The organism is Peptoniphilus grossensis ph5 (genome assembly GCF_000311825.1).
In the GTDB taxonomy this organism is placed as follows: Bacteria; Bacillota; Clostridia; order Tissierellales; family Peptoniphilaceae; genus Peptoniphilus_A; species Peptoniphilus_A hominis.
The window spans coordinates 59670-78524 of the sequence record NZ_HE978569.1; the positions used below are offsets into that span (position 1 = coordinate 59670).

General features: G+C 35.2%; 20 protein-coding genes, 1 tRNA gene and 1 other annotated feature. Of the genes, 6 read left to right on the forward strand and 15 right to left on the reverse strand.

Going from position 1 to position 18855, the window contains the following annotated elements; translation table 11 throughout:
• Positions 1–118: 118 nt before the first annotated feature.
• From HGPG_RS08775 to HGPG_RS08810, 8 genes are all read right to left on the reverse strand, one after another.
• Complete coding sequence (locus HGPG_RS08775; protein ID WP_019125715.1) at positions 119–928, reverse strand: C39 family peptidase; 810 nt, start codon at positions 926–928, stop codon at positions 119–121.
• Positions 929–1009: 81 nt separating this feature from the next.
• A complete protein-coding gene (locus tag HGPG_RS08780) occupies positions 1010–2305 on the reverse strand; it encodes a bifunctional folylpolyglutamate synthase/dihydrofolate synthase (protein WP_019125716.1) in 1296 nt (431 codons plus the stop codon).
• A complete protein-coding gene (locus HGPG_RS08785) occupies positions 2302–4953 on the reverse strand; it encodes a valine--tRNA ligase (protein ID WP_019125717.1) in 2652 nt (883 codons plus the stop codon). The genes HGPG_RS08780 and HGPG_RS08785 overlap by 4 nt, the downstream gene beginning before the upstream one ends.
• A 66-nt stretch (positions 4954–5019) precedes the next feature.
• Positions 5020–5221: a binding site (T-box leader), on the reverse strand.
• Entirely contained in the window at positions 5222–5518 is a 297-nt protein-coding gene (locus tag HGPG_RS08790) for a sodium ion-translocating decarboxylase subunit beta (RefSeq protein ID WP_019125718.1), read from the reverse strand. It abuts the feature before it with no gap.
• Positions 5519–5580: 62 nt separating this feature from the next.
• Positions 5581–6573, reverse strand: coding sequence for a tryptophan--tRNA ligase (gene trpS / locus HGPG_RS08795; protein ID WP_019125719.1), 993 nt, complete (start codon positions 6571–6573; stop codon positions 5581–5583).
• Positions 6566–7408 (reverse strand): CPBP family intramembrane glutamic endopeptidase, encoded by an 843-nt coding sequence (locus tag HGPG_RS08800; protein ID WP_019125720.1) that lies wholly within the window; start codon positions 7406–7408, stop codon positions 6566–6568. The genes trpS and HGPG_RS08800 overlap by 8 nt, the downstream gene beginning before the upstream one ends.
• Positions 7405–8688 (reverse strand): amidohydrolase, encoded by a 1284-nt coding sequence (locus tag HGPG_RS08805; RefSeq protein ID WP_019125721.1) that lies wholly within the window; start codon positions 8686–8688, stop codon positions 7405–7407. Before HGPG_RS08805 ends, HGPG_RS08800 begins: the two co-directional genes overlap by 4 nt.
• Before the next feature lie 205 nt (positions 8689–8893).
• A complete protein-coding gene (locus HGPG_RS08810; protein WP_019125722.1) occupies positions 8894–9244 on the reverse strand; it encodes a type II toxin-antitoxin system PemK/MazF family toxin in 351 nt (116 codons plus the stop codon).
• A gap of 344 nt (positions 9245–9588) precedes the next feature.
• On the opposite strand from HGPG_RS08810, the gene HGPG_RS08815 reads away from it, so the two are divergent.
• From HGPG_RS08815 to HGPG_RS08835, 5 genes are all read left to right on the forward strand, one after another.
• Positions 9589–10236, forward strand: coding sequence for a trimeric intracellular cation channel family protein (locus tag HGPG_RS08815; protein WP_019125723.1), 648 nt, complete (start codon positions 9589–9591; stop codon positions 10234–10236).
• Between the two features lie 9 nt (positions 10237–10245).
• Complete coding sequence (locus HGPG_RS08820; protein ID WP_019125724.1) at positions 10246–10557, forward strand: MTH1187 family thiamine-binding protein; 312 nt, start codon at positions 10246–10248, stop codon at positions 10555–10557.
• Positions 10558–10635: 78 nt separating this feature from the next.
• Positions 10636–11598, forward strand: a complete 963-nt coding sequence (locus tag HGPG_RS08825; protein ID WP_019125726.1) for a P1 family peptidase — start codon at positions 10636–10638, stop codon at positions 11596–11598.
• Between the two features lie 47 nt (positions 11599–11645).
• Complete coding sequence (locus tag HGPG_RS08830) at positions 11646–12395, forward strand: ECF transporter S component (protein ID WP_019125727.1); 750 nt, start codon at positions 11646–11648, stop codon at positions 12393–12395.
• 1 nt (position 12396) lies between these two features.
• Positions 12397–13179, forward strand: a complete 783-nt coding sequence (locus HGPG_RS08835; protein ID WP_019125728.1) for a type III pantothenate kinase — start codon at positions 12397–12399, stop codon at positions 13177–13179.
• 8 nt (positions 13180–13187) lie between these two features.
• Here HGPG_RS08835 and murI read toward each other — a convergent pair whose 3' ends face one another.
• The 3 genes from murI to HGPG_RS08850 all read right to left on the reverse strand — a co-directional run bounded on the left by murI (position 13188) and on the right by HGPG_RS08850 (position 14997).
• Positions 13188–14015: a glutamate racemase gene (gene murI, locus HGPG_RS08840; protein WP_019125729.1), complete on the reverse strand. Its 828-nt coding sequence runs from the start codon at positions 14013–14015 to the stop codon at positions 13188–13190.
• A 173-nt stretch (positions 14016–14188) separates the two neighbouring features.
• Positions 14189–14264 (reverse strand) — tRNA-Lys (locus tag HGPG_RS08845).
• A gap of 100 nt (positions 14265–14364) precedes the next feature.
• Positions 14365–14997 (reverse strand): GntR family transcriptional regulator, encoded by a 633-nt coding sequence (locus tag HGPG_RS08850; protein WP_245543902.1) that lies wholly within the window; start codon positions 14995–14997, stop codon positions 14365–14367.
• A 221-nt stretch (positions 14998–15218) separates the two neighbouring features.
• Between HGPG_RS08850 and HGPG_RS08855 the strand changes: the two genes are divergently transcribed.
• Positions 15219–15836, forward strand: coding sequence for a PepSY domain-containing protein (locus HGPG_RS08855; protein ID WP_019125731.1), 618 nt, complete (start codon positions 15219–15221; stop codon positions 15834–15836).
• A 137-nt stretch (positions 15837–15973) separates the two neighbouring features.
• Here the strand turns inward: HGPG_RS08855 and HGPG_RS08860 are convergent, their stop codons facing one another.
• The 4 genes from HGPG_RS08860 to HGPG_RS08875 all read right to left on the reverse strand — a co-directional run.
• Positions 15974–16276: a DUF3870 domain-containing protein gene (locus HGPG_RS08860; protein WP_019125732.1), complete on the reverse strand. Its 303-nt coding sequence runs from the start codon at positions 16274–16276 to the stop codon at positions 15974–15976.
• A gap of 1 nt (position 16277) precedes the next feature.
• Positions 16278–17066: a serine hydrolase gene (locus HGPG_RS08865; RefSeq protein WP_019125733.1), complete on the reverse strand. Its 789-nt coding sequence runs from the start codon at positions 17064–17066 to the stop codon at positions 16278–16280.
• 25 nt (positions 17067–17091) lie between these two features.
• Entirely contained in the window at positions 17092–18273 is a 1182-nt protein-coding gene (locus HGPG_RS08870) for a DUF819 family protein (RefSeq protein WP_019125734.1), read from the reverse strand.
• A gap of 49 nt (positions 18274–18322) precedes the next feature.
• Positions 18323–18855: enolase C-terminal domain-like protein (locus HGPG_RS08875; protein WP_019125735.1), on the reverse strand; the 533-nt coding region annotated here is incomplete at its 5' end.

Sequence of the window (18855 nt, forward strand, 5' to 3'; positions counted from 1 at the left end):
GGAAATAATCCATGGTCTTATTTTTTTTGATTTTGTGAAGTTTTTTGAATATTGCGTGAATTTGTGAAAATTTTTGTGTATGTGATCTTTCTAATAGGATGTGAACTATTATTTTTTGTCATTTATTTTTTTCAACAGCCCAAGCTGCTTTTATTTCTTTTTTTATTTTATCGTACTGCCATCTGTTTTTTGAATTATAAACAGAGTTTGGGTCATTTAAAATAATTCTCCCCTCATTATCAAGTCCGCATGCCAAAGCTATGTGTCCTGTGTCCGTAAAAATTCCTGGTTTGAAAGATAAAATTACAAGATTTCCCTTTTCAAGTTCACTAATTGTTTCACTTTTCATAATTCCTCGAACTCCTAAACCCTCTTTTGTTAAATAATCTTCTATAAGATTCCATGAACTCATGCCCGCTTCAACATAAGCATTTTTTTCTGCAAACTTTGCAATTTCTTTTGGACTCCTATTTATCCCACAGCCGCTTAAAGCCATGGAGAGAGTCGTTGGCATGCAACCTCTCGTGCCAATTAGTCCGCCTGCATATTTTTCGTAACCCCAACGAGGATCAAATTGTAGATAAAATTTCACTGGATTATTTACAGCAAAACTTTCACTTTTTTTCGCAAGACTTTTATCATCTTTTAAGTATCCAAGTATAAAACCCAGTGCCTCTTCCCTTTTTGCGGCAAGCTTTATCATTTTGTCTGGGAGCTTGTCAATATTTTCGTAGACAAATTCATAGCCCTCATCTTTTTTTGCCTTCTCCTTTATTATCTTTATTTTGTCTGACAAATCTTCGCCTCTTGTAAAATTTTCACTATCTTTTAAACTTATCTCACTTGAAATCCTATTTCTGTGGATGGAAAATCCCCTTACAAGAAAAATTATTAAAAAAATAATGACTGCGAATCTAATCTTTTTCATATTATCACCGCAATCATTATATAAAATTATTTTTAAAACTTTATTCCAAAGTTCTTACAAATTCTCTAAATAATAAAATTTTTAAACCCTGTAGTCGTAATTTAAAATTTCTGCCCTTGCCTCACTCACAAAGTAAAGAGAGCCTGTTATTAAAATTAAATCGCCATCTTCATATTTTTCTTGGTAATGATTAATGGCATCTTCCACAGTCATGACTTCTGCGTGAAGTCCATAGTTTGATGCTTCTTTTTTTAACTCATCTGGGCTTGTACCCCTCTTGTAGTCTAAGTTCACGAAGATCACTTCATCTGTGTAGGATGAAATTTCTTCAAGCATCTTTTTGTGTTCCTTGTCAGACAAAATTGACATGATGAGGTAAAGTTTTTTGAACTTAAAATTATCAATGGACTCCACTAATTTTTTTATGCCGTCAAAATTGTGGGCGCCATCTAAAATTATTAGTGGATCTCTCGATACTATTTCCATTCTGCCAGCCCAGCTTGAAGATTTTATTCTCTCCCTGATTTTTTCTGTGGAAATTTTTAAAATTCCCTTCTTGTTTAAGAGATAGAGGGCATAAATTGCTCCCAGGGCATTTTCTACTTGATAGTCGCCAATTTGTGTGAGAGAAAATTCTTCCCAGTCACCTAATTTTACCTTGAAGTCTATTCCCCTTAGGTCGGACTTTATAATTTCACTTTCTAAGTCCTTTGTGTAATAAATTTCTGCGGACTTTTTTTCTGCTTCATTGTCGATTACTCCGAGAATTTTTGGGTCCTTATTTGTTGTAAGGACAAGCCCATTATCTGTTATGATGCCAGCCTTGGCATCTGCAATTTCCTCAATAGTATTGCCAAGGTATTCCATGTGGTCCATGGAAATTGATGTGATAATGGAAATTAATTTTTCGCGGCTGGTAAAAATATTTGTGGAGTCGGCACGGCCTCCCATGCCAACTTCCAAAACTGCGATGTCAACTTTTTCTCTCTCAAAGTAAATTATCGCCATTATGGTCAAAAATTCAAAGAGGTTGAGGTCGCCATAGTCCTCAATTATTTCCGGCTCCTTACTTATTATAAATTCGCCAATTGCTGCAAAGTCTTCCTGTGAAATTTCTTGGTCGCCAATTTTTATTCTGTCGCAATAAGTTATGAGGTGAGGTGAAACAAAGGATCCAACTTTGTAATCTTCCTTTAGGATGTCCTTTATGAAATTTACAGTTGAGCCCTTGCCATTGGTCCCTGCCACATGAATAACCTTTAGGTTTTTTTCGGGAGAGCCAACTTTTTCCAAGAACTTTTTGATTCTCAGGTTGCCCTTGGACTTAAATTTCCCAATTCTCTTTTCAATATTTTTTACAACTTCAGTGTATGTCATAGATTTTTTTCAACCTTTGCAATTTGTTCTTCCACTGTCTTTAAAATTTCTTCGTACTTTGTAACTTTTTCTTTTTCTTCTTCAATTAATTTTGCTGGAGCCTTTGAAACAAAGCCTTGGTTAGATAGTTTGCCCTTGGCCCTTTTTAGTTCAGCCTCTGCATCCTTCTTGTCCTTTTGAAGTCTCTTTAATTCCTTTTCAAAGTCCACAAGTTCCTTTAGTGGAAGTTGAATTTCTGCCCTGTCGAGAACTATGGCAATATTTTCTGAATTTTTTCTGCCTTCATCATCAGTTATTTCAACTGAATTTGAATAGCCAAGGCTTAGTAAAAGTCCCTTCATCTCTTCAAAGATTTCCTTCACTTCTGGGTCTTTAGTGTAGACAAGAGTGTTGGATTTTTTTGAATTTTCGATGTTCATTTCACTTCTTGCATTTCTAATTTCACGAATTGCATTTTCAATATATTCTGTGGCTCTCTCTTCCTTTTCAAATACAAGTTCTTCCTTATATTCTGGCCATTTAGAAACAATTAAGGCATCTTCCCTATTAGGTAGGGCTTGCCAAATTTCTTCTGTGATGTATGGCATAAATGGATGTAGGAGTTTTAAAATATTTTCTAATACATAAAGCAAAACTTTTACAGTGTTTGTCTTTTCTTCAGCATTATCAGAATATAAAACTGGTTTTACTATTTCAATGTACCAGTCGCAGAAGTCTGACCAGATAAAGTCGTAGATGTCATCTGCTGCAAGTCCAATGTCGTATTTTTCTATTTTTTCTGTAATTGATTTTATAACCTTTTGTAGTTTTGAAAGAATCCACTTGTCTTCATAGTGAAGTTTTTCCACATCGAAGTTGGAGTCAGTAATTTCATCAGACATATTCATCATGAGAAATCTAGTTGCATTCCAAAGTTTGTTGGCAAAGTTTCTATTTGCTTCAACTCTCTTAGTGTAGAACCTCATGTCGTTGCCTGGAGTGTTTCCCGTTACAAGGGTAAATCTAAGGGCATCAGCGCCGTAGTCTCTTATGATGTCAAGTGGGTCAATGCCATTTCCTAGTGACTTGGACATTTTTCTGCCTTGGTCATCTCTTACAAGTCCATTTAAAAGTACATCCTTAAAAGGAAGCTTGCCAGTTTGTTCAAGGGCAGAGAAGACCATTCTTATTACCCAGAAGAAAATTATGTCGTATCCAGTTACAAGGACATTTGTTGGATAAAAATATTCGTATTCTGGAGTTTTTTCTGGCCAACCCATTGTTGAGAAAGGCCAAAGGGCAGATGAAAACCAAGTGTCTAGTGTATCTTCATCTTGAGTGTAAGTTTTTCCTTCATGTCCCTTAGTGTTTGATGGGTCTGTCTTTGAAATTACAATTTCATCGTCTGAGTCAGAGTACCAAACTGGAAGTCTGTGTCCCCACCATAATTGCCTTGAAATATTCCAGTCGCGGATGTTTTCTAGCCAATTTTCATAAATTTTTCCAAATCTTTCAGGGACTATGTTGAGGTTTCCCTTTCTATATTCTTCAAGAGCAGGCTTTGCCAGTGGCGCCATCTTTACGAACCATTGCTTGGAGATTAGGGGTTCAATAACTGTCTTACATCTTTCGCAGTGACCGACAGCGTTGTGGTGGTGCTTCTTGCCAATGTAGTAGCCAAGCTTTTCAAAGTCTTCAATAATTTTCTTTCTAGCTTCATATCTTTCCATGCCAGCATAGTCGCCTGCATTTTCATTTAGATAGCCCTTGCCATCCATAATTACAAGTTGACCAAGGTTGTGGCGTCCACCAACTTCAAAGTCGTTAGGGTCATGAGATGGAGTGATTTTTACTGCACCAGAACCAAAGTCCATTTCAACATACTCGTCGGCAATAATTGGAATTTTTTTGTTGCCCATTACTGGAATCATTACATATTCGCCAACAAGGTCAGTGTATCTTTCGTCAGCTGGGTTTACTGCAATGGCAAGGTCTCCAGGAATAGTTTCTGGTCTTGTAGTTGCAATTTCAATTCCACCTTCCCTATCTGCAAAGGGATACTTGAAGTACCAAATATTTGAATCCGTTTCAATGTGTTCTACTTCTGCATCAGAAATTGAAGTTTCGCAAGATGGACACCAGTTTATAATTCTGTTGCCACGATAAATTAGTCCCTTTTCATAAAGTTCGATGAAAACTTCTTCTACTGCGTTGGATAAATTTTCGTCAAGAGTAAAACTTTGTCTTGACCAGTCGCAGGAGATTCCAAGTTTTTTAAGTTGATTTACTATATTTCCGCCATATTCATGAGTCCAGTCCCAAGCACGCTCTAAGAATTTTTCTCTACCAATGTCTTCCTTGTCTATGCCTTCTTTTCTAAGTTTTTCTACAACTTTTGCTTCTGTAGAAATAGATGCGTGGTCAGTTCCCGGAATCCAAAGGGCAGAGTAGCCTTGCATTCTCTTTGTCCTGATTAAGACATCTTGAATTGTGTTGTTAAGAGCGTGACCCATGTGAAGGTTGCCAGTTACATTTGGAGGTGGCATTACAATAGAGTAAGGTTTTTTATTTTCATCAACCTCTGCCCTAAAATAATTATTTTCCATCCAATAGTCATAAATTTTCTCTTCAAAATCCTTTGGATCATAAGTTTTGTTTAAGTCTTTCATTTTTCCTCCTCGAAATTTATATTTTGTATATTTTTTATAATTTAAAAATAAAAAGCGTCCTCCATCCCTAAGGACGAAAGACGCGGTACCACCTTAATTTTTATTTTTCAATAAACACTTTAAAATCTTTAACGAGATAAGTCGTCTTTGGCTACTAAATTCACCAAGGAAGCAAAAAAGCTACAATCGTAAAGTTTATAAAGACCTTTCAGCAAATGGTCTCTCTCTAAATATAAATTTTTACAATCCTCTTTTTTATTGCTTGTTTTTATTTTGTTTCAGTATAAATCTGTGTCGGACCATCAGCCCCACCAATTATTACTATACCTTTATCTTTGTCTTTGTTTTCTTTCTTTTCAGTATAAATCTGTGTCGGACCGTCTGCCCCACCGATTATTTCTATACCCTTATCTTTGTCAGTCTTTTTATTTGTTTCTGTATAGATTTGAGTTGGACCGTCTGCTCCACCAATTATTCCAATAGCTGCAGCTTCATTAGTATTATATCTATATAGGACTCCTGCACCTATTAAGTTAATGGCTACTACAATTATTATTTTATTCATAGGACACCTCCAATTAATATAAAAGATACCACAAAAGTCCTTTGAAATCAATAAAAATTCGATTATCTAGGGATAAAGCCAACCTTTTTATAAACTTTTCTTAGAGTTTTGTTGGCAAGGTAGGATGCCTTTTCTGCTCCTTCCTTGTAGACAGATTCAAGATATGCCTTGTCATCTCTAATTTCTTTAAATCTTTGGCGTAAAGGTCTTAGACCTTGGACTACAACTTCTCCAAGGTCTTCCTTAAATTCTCCATAGCCAAGATTTTCGTACTTCTTGACAATTTCTTCTGGGCTCATGCCTGAGAAGGAAGCGTGAATGTTGATGAGGTTCTTTAGTCCAGCTTGTTCATCTGAATACCTAAACTCGCCTGAGGAATCTGTTACAGCTCTTTTTATTTTCTTTCTAGTGTCATCTTCTGAATCTAAAATTAAAATAAAGGCATCTTTATTGGAGTCGGACTTTGACATTTTTGAAGATGGATCTTTTAGAGACATAATTCTTGCCCCAACCTTTGGTGTCAAAATTTCTGGAATTGTAAAAGTTTCAGAATATCTTGAATTAAATCTTTGAGCCAAGTCCCTTGTTATCTCAATGTGTTGCTTTTGGTCTTCCCCTACTGGCACATAAGAAGTATTGTAAAGCAAAATATCTGCCGCCATTAATACTGGATAGTTTAAAAGTCCTGCTTGAACATCAGTATATTTTTTTGCCTTGTCCTTAAATTGTGTCATCCTTTGAAGTTGACCAAGGCCGGTCATTGTATTTAGGACCCAGCCAAGTTCAGCGTGAGCTGGCACATGAGATTGAATATAAATTATTGACTTCTTTGGGTCAAGACCTGCTGCAAGATAAAGAGCAAGGACATCAAGGGTGTTCTTCCTCAAGTCCTTTGGTTCTTGTGCCACAGTTATGGCGTGCATGTCAACTATACAATATAGGCAGTTGTATTCGTCTTGAAGTCCAATAAAGTTCTTCAAGGCTCCAATATAATTTCCAATAGTAAGTGATCCAGATGGTTGAATCCCTGAATAAACTATTTTTTTATCATCCATTTTTAACTCCCTTTCTTTTTTCTAAATAAAATATAATAAAAATACTTATGATTTCAATAAAAGTTACTACTATTCTGCCCTCTGGTCCGTAAACTTTGTCGTAGAGAGCATAATTTAAAATTTTAAAATTAAGTAGGCTGTCAAAGCCACTAAAGCCACTTACATTTAAGCCGTAAATCATTGCCATGGAAAAGTTCCAGCCTGCGTGGGCTCCAGAAGTCACCATGATATTGTCTGTGTAAAATAATAATTTTGCAAAAAATATTCCCACGAGAATTGTGTTAATTGTTGATAAAAATGTAACTCCATTGTTTGCTAAGTGAAGTAATCCAAAAAATATTGATGGAGCATATATAGCTACATTTTTACCAAATTTGTTTAACAAAGCTCTTGTAAGCATCCCTCTAACTAAAAGCTCTTCAGAACTAGACTGTATAAAGAATGCTACAAAATAAGCTATAAAAAATAAATTTAAATTTTCAAACACTATTCCCTTAAGCCTTAATCCTCTTAAAATAACTGCAATTATTACAAAAACAGTAATTTGTAAAAATCCTATTAAGAGACCTATTCCAATATTTTTTAATAAATTATCTTTTTTAAAAAATAGAAAGCTAAAAGGTTCTTTTATAACACACTTAGTTATTAAAAATGCACTTAAGAACTGTCCCGTAGTTCCAATTAGCATTACAAGGTTGGCATGTTCCCAGTTATGATAAAAATATGTTTTACCATATAACAATAGAGAAGCCAAAATCATAAATAAATAATTAAAAGCTACTACAGCAACTACTAAAATTAATATTTTAAAAAAGTGTTTGAAAAAGTTTTTCATCGGTTTTGAATATCCTTCCAAATAAATATAACCTTATTTCTCACTTCTTTTTCATCTACATTTACAAGTTTTCTATCTCGCATAATGAATTTGCCGTCGCATATTACTGACTCAACATCATGAGAGTTTGCTGAATAGACAAGGGCTGAGATGAGATTATTTCTCGGTGTGAAGGAATTTGATTCTAAATCAAAAATCGCAAGGTCAGCAAGGTAATCTTCCTTTATAAGTCCAAGCTTTTCAAAGCCAAGGGCCTCTGCCCCATTTACTGTTGCCATCTTCAAAATTTCTATGGCTGGCACAGCTTTTTCATTTATGGTAACAGCCTTGTTGACTATGCCACCTATGTGCATTTCTTCTACAAAGTCTTGGTTGTTATTTGATGAGTCGCCGTCAGTTCCCATGGCCATTTTTATATTTTTCTTCAACATCTTATCCACTGGCGTAAAGCCGCTGGCAAGTTTTAAATTTGATGATGGATTGTAAACTGGGTAGAATTTTTTATCTTTTACAAGTTCTATTTCTTCATCAGTAATGTGAACGCAGTGGGCAGCAATTATTTGGCTGTCAAGTAGTCCTAGGGTGTTTACATATTCTATTGGCGTCATACCATATTCTTTTTTTGAATTTTCAACTTCTGTTATGGTTTCAGAAAGGTGAATGTGAATAAGACTGTCGTATCTTTCCACTGATCTCTTTGCAATTTCTCTTAAAAATTCTCCACTACAAGTGTAAATTGCATGAGGAGCTGGCACAACTTTTATCCTTCCGCCGCATTTATTTTGATAGTTTTTGTAAAGCTGATCAAATTCTTCAAGCTTTTCTTCGCCCTTGCCATCTACATCTGTCATGCCACGAGTTAGGACTCCACGAATGCCAGATTTTATTGCTGCGTCACCAACCCTGTCCATCTCGTAATACATGTCGCAAAAAGATGTGACGCCAGATTTTATATTTTCAATGATAGATAGCATGGATGACCAATATATGTCTTCCGCATTGAGTTTTGCCTCAATGGGCCAAATTTCATTTTCTAGCCAGTCCATTAGTGCCAAATCGTCAGCATAATTTCTAAAGTAGGACATGCCCAGGTGAGTGTGGGCATTGACAAAGCCTGGTGTAAGAAGTTTATTTTCACCATTAAAGACTTCGTCTGCATCAAGCTTTAAATTTTTGCCGATTTTTTTTATTTTATTTTCCTCAATAAAAATATCTGCACCGTCAATAATTTTTTCTCTTTCTATATCTAAATAAGAAATATTTTTTATAAGTAAGCTCATAATTCCTCCAATAGTAATATTATAACAAAGTTTAAAAAATTTTTATCAATTTTTCAAAAGATGATTGAGAATTTAAAATCTTCTGGGTTGCCTGCAAAATATTTAATCCTGTGAATTTACCTGTGATTTTTAAAGGATTAACTCACGATTATTTCCATTAAAAAAGCACATCTATCCTTTAATGGTTAGTGTGCTTTAACTCAAATTATATAAATTTAAAAACATTTTTAAATGAATCTATTAGTTTATTAATATCAACATCATTTAACTTGTAAATTCTATTCCCTAAAATTCTTTCTGTTGAAACTTCTCTTAATTTATTAACCCTTACAAAAGCTTTTTCATAGCTTGGATTTTGCTGATAATCTCTACAATTTATTGTAAAGCCACCACGATATTTTTTACCTGACTTTTTGCTTGTAATTGGTGCAACTAAAATAGTTTTATCCGTATAAGAAAAATTAGACAATATTACAGCATAATGCTTCCCTTGTAATTCTCCACCTATATTATTTTTAAAATCAACCAGATAAACATCAAATAATTCAAATTTCATAAATTTCCCCAAAAATTAAGCAGGCTAATTAGCCTGCTTGCAATGTCCTTAACTAATAAGGCTCTTTCCTCGTATGAGTCCCTTATCCTTAACTAATAAGGCTTTCGGTAATTAAATATTATCACTTTTAATGAAATAAAACAAGATATTTACAAGATTTAATTGTCAGTGTGCTTTTAATAACTTCTGTAAGTTTCATAAGCAAGCACACAAGTTTGGCAATTTATACCATACATTTCGTCTTCCATGTATCTTGGATTTGGTCTTTTACCCTTATTAAAAAAATTTTTTCAAATTATTGAAATTTCTCACTTCATAAAATTAAACTTTGATATAATGAAATCATGAATGGAAATTATTTAGAATTAAATGTATTTTTCGACATCATTGGCACTATTGCCTTTGCTATTTCTGGTGCCATACTTGGATGCAGAAAGAAGATGGACATACTCGGTGTAATCGTTTTAGGTCTAGTGACAGCCCTTGGAGGTGGATTCATTCGCGACCTAGTCCTTGGAATAACACCGCCAAAGATGTTCCAAAATTCAACTAACGCAATAATATCCACTGTCTTTTCGATTTTGGTCTTTATATTTTATTCTCTTAAGCAGGACTTCGAAAACACTCACTGGATGAAATTTATGAATAAGTTTATGATTATAACAGACACTATTGGTCTTGCATCTTTTACCATAACGGGAATGGCGACGGCAATCTCCCTTGGCTACGACAAAAAATTTCTTTTGATCTTTGTGGGATCAATTACTGGAGTTGGCGGCGGAATGCTTCGTGATGTCTTGGCAGGGACCATTCCCTTTATCTTTCGAGAGCAAATTTACGCTGGCGCCTGCATACTTGGTGCCACAGCTTTTATAATAGCAAGACATTTTTGTAACTATCAAATTTCAATGGTAATATGCTTTTTTGCAGTTTTAATCATTAGGCTTTTGGCTGTAAAGAAAAATTGGAATTTGCCAAGAATAAAAAATTAGGAGGAAAAAATGGCAGTAGCAGAATTAACACTTGTACCTATTGGAACAGAAAAGACATCTGTCAGCAAGTACATAGCAGGTGCCCTTGATGCAATTGGAGAAGTGGAAGGACTAACTTATGAACTAAACCCCATGGGCACAGTTATATCTCACAAGGACCTTTCAGTTTTATATGAAGTAATAAGAAGGATGCAGGAGTCTGTCTTTGAGGCTGGAGCAAATAGGGTCTACTCTGTTGTAAAAATCGACGACAGACGCGACAAGGACTACACTTTTAAGGACAAGGTCGTATCCGTTAATGAAAAGAGAAAAAATAAATAATTATAAAAATTTAAGCCTCATCAGTGATGAGGCTTTTGATAAATTTATTTTAAGTGAAAATTTTTAAGAGGAGGAAATATGTACGAAGGATTTTTAACTGATGTCAAAGGAATTAAACTTGGTCACGCAGAAGATGATGTGGCCCTAACTGGCACAAGTGTCGTCTTGTGTGAAGATGGTTTTACTGCAGGAGTTGATGTTCGTGGTGCTGGACCTGGCACTCGTGAAACTGATTTATTGAGAGCAGAAAATTTAGTCCAAAAGGTTCACGCAGTTTTTTTAACTGGTGGCTCTGCCTATGGTCTTGATGTTGGCGGCGGCATTATGAAATACTTGGAAGAAAAGAATGTGGGCTTTGATGTCGGTGTGGGCGTAGTTCCCATAGTTCCTGGTGCAGTCCTATTTGACCTGGCTCTTGGAGATGCCAAAGTTCGACCTGACTTTAAGATGGGCTATGAGGCTGCAAAGTCTGCCAAGGATAAAGATGAAACAGAGGGTAATTTCGGTGCAGGTTGTGGCGCAAGCGTTGGGAAAATTTTGGGCAATGACTTTGCCATGAAGTCAGGCATAGGTCAGTCATCAATAAAAATTGGAGACCTAGTTGTGTCATCTATTGTCGCCCTAAATGCTCTTGGAGATATTTTTGACTATGAAGAAGGAAAAAGAATCGGCGGAGTTTATGACAGAAAAAATAAAAAGTTTTTAGACACAAATAGTCTTTACGAAAAGAGACTAAACGATTATAATCAATTTAGCCCAGCCAACACAACTATATCTGTCATTGCAACAAATGCAAGGCTAACAAAGGCAAACTGTAATAAGATCTCACAAATGGCTCATGATGGTTATGCAAGATCAATTAATCCTGTACACACCATGAACGATGGAGATACTATTTTTACACTTGCAAGTGGCGAAGTCAGTGCAGATATAAACCTAGTGGGAATACTTGCGGCAAAGACAATTTCTAGGTCTATTGCCAATGCAATTTATTCAGCAAAAGATTCAGGCGGGCTAGTAAGTTATAACAGCATCAAATAATTTTGATGCATGAAGGGTATCTTTATGAACCCTATCTGGAGGTAAAAATGAATAAAACTACTGACCGTAACAGAAAGCTAGTAATAGCTGCTATGCTTGGTGCAATCACAGTTGTATTAAGTCTAACTCCCCTTGGACTAATTCCACTTGGAGTTATCAACGCGACAACTATGCACATACCTGTAATTATTGCAGCTATAGCTGAAGGCCCTATTGTGGGCGCACTTGTTGGACTTATATTTGGAGTGTCATCTCTCTTAAATGCAATTTTAAGAAATGCAAGTCCTGTTGCCTTTGTCTTCTACAATCCACTTATTTCAGTTGTGCCTAGAGTTTTAATTGGGATAACTTCTTATTACTCTTACACAGCAGTGAAAAAACTTGAAGACAAAAATTTGAGAAACCTTACAAAAGTTTTGTGGGGACTTGTTTCAATATTCTTGGCATTCCTACTTTATAAGAACATAACTGGCCATGGCTCAACTTTAAATATTACTTTTGTAGTAATACTACTTGCCCTTTGCCTTGGCTTCTTAGTTTATTCCTTTAAGTCAAGCGAAAAGGACTTCCCTATTGCCATAGGTGCCTTTGTAGGTTCCATGACTAACACAATTTTAGTCCTTGGAGGAATTTATCTAATCTATGCAAAGAGATATGTAGAAGCCATGAACATTCCCATGGAAAATGCAAAGTCAGCAATCCTAGGTGTCTCTGTGACATCAGGCATACCTGAAGCAATACTTTCTGTTATTATCACAACTGCAGTTATAAAAGCTTTGAAAGCAAGGAAGGGTTAATATGTTACTTGCAATTGATATAAACAACAAAAATACCAATTTTGGCATATTTGAAGATGAAAGACTTGTCACTAAATTTTCTATAATGACTGACAAAAATAGGTCCACTGAAGAAATTAAACTAACTATTAAACTTATACTCATGGACAAAAAAATAGATTTATCTGACATATCTGACATCATACTTTCATCAGTTGTGCCTGAACTTAATTCAAGCTACGATATCATTTCAAGAGACATACTTGGCAAGGGTCCCATGGTTATTTCTGCTGGAGTGAAAACTGGTTTAAATATAAAATGTGAAAGCCCAAGAGAAGTTGGCACAGATAGAATAATAAGGGCAGTGGCAGCTACTCAAAGATACAGAGAAAATATAATAATAATTTCTGCATCATCAGTTACCACTATTGACTATATCAATGCAAAAAAAGAATTTATGGGAGGATTAATTCTTCCAGGCATTAGCCTTCTCCAAGATTCACTAGTTAGGGGTTCAGCAAAACTTCCCCTAGTAGAAATAAAAAAGCCAGAAGATATAATTGGCAAGAATACAGAAAAGGCCATTCAAAGAGGGATTTACTTTGGCTACAGAAAGGCTGTCCTTGGAATAGTTGATGAAATAATAAAGACCTATTCCCTCAATAAAAATAATACAAAAATTTTAACCACTGGTGCCATGGCAGGTCTTCTTGAAAATGAAATTTATGCCATGGAAGAAGATCAGGCACTGGGAATATTTGGCTTAAAAATAATTTATGACTTAAACAAAAATAAGGCTTCCTGATTGGAGCCTTATTTTTTATACTTTTCTAAATCTTCAATTTTTACGCTGTGAAATTTCACATCAAAGTCACTTAAATCTACAATCTTTTCCATTGTGTAGCGGAACTTATCAATGTCGCCAGTTATGTAGAAGTCAATACTTCTATTTGGCACTTCTTCTTGGCTTAGGTCTAAAATATTTATGGCATCTAAGACAGTTTTGTAGGCTGGGTCAACCATTAAAACTCTTTTGCCCTGTCTCTTAAAGATTCTCTTAAAGGAGTCTTCCACAAGAGGATAGTGAGTGCATCCAAGGATCATGGTGTCAAAATCATAGTCGCCAAACTCATCTAAATATTTTTTCACAATGGTGTCCATGTGGTCTTCCCCAAACTCTCCCCTCTCAATGGCAAGAGTTAAATCTGGACAGTAAACTGATCTCAATTCAATAGAAGGGTCCATGTCTTTTAAGACCTTGTCGTAAACCCCACTTTCAACACAGGACTTTGTAGCAACGAGGGCAACTTTATTGTTGCTAGTCCTTTCAATTGCATTAAAACTTCCTGGCTCAACTACGCCAATAATCGGATAGTTATATTTTGTCTTTGCTTCCCTTAGCCCATGACTAGTAGCTGTGTTGCAAGCAATGATGGAAAGGTCTACTCCTAGGTCCTTAAAGAATCCCATAGCTTCCAAGGTGTAATCTCTTATCTCTTCATCAGTCCTTGCACCATAGGGCATCCTCAAAGTATCGCCAAAAAAAGCAAAGTTTTTATTTTTTATTTTATTTAAAGCAACTTTTAAAACAGAAAGTCCACCAACTCCGCTGTCATAAAAGCCAATCAAATTTTTTCCCATTAAATCACCAACTCTTTTATTATAATACTATATATGATGAAAAACAAAAAGAATAATAAAAAATTCAAAGATATATGAAAAACAAATTCAAAAATCTTATCAAGAATAATTTATATAAAATTAAAATCACCTTATAAAAAAATAAACCCATTAACAAAGTTAACAGGTTTTTTTGGTGCACCTTTACGGACTCGAACCGTAGGCCCACTGATTAAGAGTCAGTTGCTCTACCAACTGAGCTAAAGGTGCAAAATTTACAAACGCATTATTAAATTTTTACATTTTTTACAATGCCGATGCAACAGAAATAATTATAAATAAAAAAAACACTCTTGTCAAGTGCTTTTTTTTAATTTCTAAACATTTTATAATCTGCCTGTTCCTCAAACATTTGATAAATATTTTCGATGGTCTTTTCGCTGGCTTTTCTCGCTTCTGCAGGTTTCTTTTCCTCTATAAGTTCATAAACCCTTTGCAAATTGTTGTAATGTTTTTTGTAATTTTCTTTGTCTCTAAAAATAAAATTACCAAATCTGTAAAGCCTTTTGTTGATCATGTTCATGACTTCAACTAAAATTTCATTGTTGAGGCAGGAAACAAGTGCCATATTCCACTCGATAATTAAATTTTGAGCCAATTCCTCATCCTTATTTTCAATTGCAAGCCTAAGCTCTTCGTTTACATCTTGAAAATATTTAGTATTTTCACCAAGACCCTTTTGTGCCAAGAGCTCAACAGCAAGGGGCTCCAAGGATCTCCTCACTATGTAAAGATTCTTTGCCTCTTTGACGGAAATTTTAGAAACAATATAGGACTTTCTTGGAAAACTAGTAACAAGCCCGTCCTCTTCAAGTTTTTTTAAGGCTTCTCTAACAGGTGTCCTACTAACACCAAGATTAGAAGCGATTTCCATTTCGATTAACTTATCTCCAGGAAGTAATTTATTTTTTAAAATCTTTTCTTTTAAATCTCTGTATACCAAATTGCTAAGAGACTTTTTATTGCTTCGAAGATCCAAAGCTCCACTCTCCTATTTATTAAAATGTTTTCCCTTGTAATGAAATTACTTTTTCTTATTATACCACATAAAGAGTAGTTTAAAATACAATTTATTTTAATTATTTACGAAAAGTTTACCAAATGCTTTTATGGGTAAATAATTAAGGCACACAAATTTATAACTTATCAAATTAGGAGGAAAAAATGAATAAGAAAATTTTAATTACAACACTTGGACTCGGACTTGCACTGACACTTTCTGCTTGTGGACAAAAAACTGAAAAAGCAGAGCCAGCAAATTCTGAAGTGAAAGTTGAAGAAAATGTTAATAAAAATGCAAACAAAAACATGGCTGATGCTGAGACAAAGGAAGAAACTGCAGTAAATAAGGGTGCAGTTGCAAACTTAGATAGAGGAATTGCCTTTGACGGATTTAAAAAACTTCATTCTGATGCAAAAGTTGAATCTTTCCAACTTGAAGTTGAAAATGGAAAAGCCTACTACAAGGTTGATGGCTATGATGCCAAAAATGAGTACGAAGTTACAGTTGACGCAGTAACTGGTGACATTGTTAAAGACGAGTTTGAAGCAGAAGACACTTCAGCTAAGACAGCAGACATCCAATTAGAAATGATTGAAGCAGTTGATAAATTTATGGACCAAGCCTTAAAGGACGCTGGTCAAGGCTTTGAGGCTGGCGAATACGAGGTTGAATTCGACAATGGTATGTATGTAGTTAGCGTTGAAGTTGTCAATGGAAATAAAGACATAACTTACGAATACGACTTTGAAACAGGTAAACTTATAGAAAAAGATATGTAATAAAGTCAAAAAAATAATGTTAAGTAATTAACAAAGAAAGAGGGTCTTCCCTCTTTTTTTGTGTGAGTTTTTATAAAATTTTAAATATTTTATATCCTATAAAAATCCCTCTACAAAAAAGTAGAGGGTAAAATTTTTTATTTTAACTTTTTATATCTCTGCAAGGCATCTTTATAGGCAGAAATTATTGCCTTTGTGGAAGAAGCATTATATCTCTTCAAAATTTCTTTTGTGATTAAATCTTCGTCAGTAATATTTTTGCCCACAAAAATTTTTCTTATAAAGTCGCGAGTAAGTTCAAGTGTTGCATTGCTATCCATATTAATAATTTCGCCATTTTCTTCAATTTCAAATGCTAAATAAAAAACTCCATAGATTTTTGTAATAGCATTGTCTGAGTTTGTCCTTGCCTCTCCAGTGAGATATAAAGTGTTTTTCATCTTATTCTCCAATATTTTTATAAATTTCAAGAGAGATTTTGCCTATAATATCTTTAGCTGCCACATTTGACTCGGCGCCACTTGCTAAAACTACTAAAATGTAGTTTTTTGCTTCTGTAAAAAATATTCCGCCATCATTTTCCAAATTGTCTAGGTCGCCACTCTTACTTGCAATTTTTAAATTTTCTGGCAAATATCTTTGGAGCCTGTCCCTTTCCTGTTGTCTCAAGAGAATATCAATGGCAAGACTTGACATTTCTTCGCTTAAAAAAGATTTTTCATAAATCATTTTTAAAATGCTGGCAACATCTTCTGAAGAAGTGTAGTTGTCATTTCCCTTTTCTTTGGCGCCTACATCCATCATCTTTCTCTCAAGAGAAGTTTCTAAAAGATTAAGCTCTCTTCCCAGTTTATTTACATCATCCATGCCAACTTTATCTATTAAAATATTTGTGGCGAAGTTGTCGCTTATTATTACCATAAGGGTCAAAAGCTCTCTGATAGAAAATAAGTGTTCACAAGAAAGCTCCTTTAATACTCCTGATCCATCAACCTTGTTCTCTTCTTCAAGTTTTATTTTTTCATTAAGATCAATTTCTCCTAATTCAACTTTTTTAAGAAGAGTGAGCATTATTAGAAGCTTTATCATACTTGCTGATGGAGATTTTTTATTTCCATTTATAGAAAATTTTTCGCCCTCATCTAAATCGCAAAAAGTGACAGATATTGATGCTGGACTTTCATCTACAATATTTTTTATGGCATCTCTCAATTTATTATAGTTTATCATATCAACACTTTCTTTTCTATGTCTCTCAACTCAATAGCTTTAAAATTTGTCCCATTCCTATTCCAAAGAAGTTACCAACTGCTGCTCCAAGTACTCCCATTAAAACTCCTATGCCTGCGTAAGATGCGTCATAGGCTGAGGCTACTATTGGCGCTGATGCTGATCCACCAATGTTAGCAAGGGATGCTGTGGATACCATGCAAAGATCCCAGTGGAATATTTTTGAAAATACAAACATCAATATTACGTGAATTGCTAGGATAAAGATTCCATATACTACCCACATTGGTGCTGAGATTAGGTCTACTACTGATGCTGTTGATGCTAGTAGTGATACAACGGCGTATAGATAAACATTGGATAATTCTTCTACTGCTGGTAGTTTTCCTATTGGTGATAGAGCACAGATTAGTCCTAGTATTGTTACGAATAAAGTTGTTATTGTTCCCTTGTCAAATACTGCTAAGCCTGCGTTTGTTAAGGCTTCAGATAGTTTTGCTCCCACTAATTGTGATAGGGCTGATACTATTAGTGATAGTCCAATTAAGAAAATCCAGTCTGCAGAGTCTGCAGATTTTTTGCCCTTTGCTACTTCTTCTGCTGCTGCATCGGCTACTGCTTGTAGTTTTGATGTGTCCGCTTTTGTTGCCTTGTTCCATCTTTGTTCATATCTTACGGCTAATAGTAGCAAGGCTATCCAAAGTGAATAACATACTGTGTCTAGGGCTAATGCACAGGAGTAGGCTCCTGCGTCTACTGGTAGGGCTGCTTGCATTGCTGCCATGTTAGCTGAGCCACCTACCCATGATGCGAAGAGGGCTGCTACTGCTGCCCAAGTATCTGTTCCCAAGGTAGTTTTAAATATAGGATATCCGACTACGAAGCCTATAAATAGTGTCAGTGAACATCCTAAGAAGATTGCTACCATTCTTCCGCCAAGTTTTGCAAGTTTTCTAAAGTCACAGCGCAATAGCATTACGAAAATCATTGCATAGAGCAAGTTATTTTTTAGTGCTGAATATGCATTGGAGCATTCCTCTGATGCGTAAAGCCCCATTGTGCAGAAGATCATGTTTAAGACGTAGATAAATACTAGTGGTGGCACTACATTAAATACTTTCCATTTTGTGTATTTTTCTAGGGCAAGAAGCGCGCCTGCTACAAACATTAAAAATGCTATATAAGTAAATCCATTTGTTATTACCATAATTTTCTCCTTTCATTTTTTATTTTATATAGTTATTGCTTTTAGCTTTTTATAGGTCTAGATATTTTATTCCCGCTACTGACTTTATTCCCAGTCCTATGTCATCTGATACTGTGACATCTTTTTCTTTAAAGACTGCTCCACCTTCTATTGGATCTTCTAGGCAGAGAACAGGTCCGTCTAAGTCTACCTTTGTTATTATCTGCTTTGCACAAGCTAGATGTACTGCTGCGTTTACTGATATCTTTGCTTCAAGCATGCAACCTATCATGCATTCTACTCCACATAATTCTGCCATGCTAACTATTTTTAGGGCGTTATAAAGTCCTCCGCACTTCATCAGTTTTATGTTAATTAAGTCTGCTGCTTTCATGTTTAGTATTGTCATGGCATCTTCTGGTGAAAATACGCTTTCGTCTGCCAAGACTGGTACTATTGAGTGGTCTGTTACATATTTTAGTCCTTGGTAGTCATGTGCCTTTACTGGCTGCTCTACTAATTCAATGTCTAGTTGTTTTTCTTGCATTGAGTCTAGGATCCTTACTGCTTCTTTAGGTGACCATGCTTGGTTGGCATCTATCC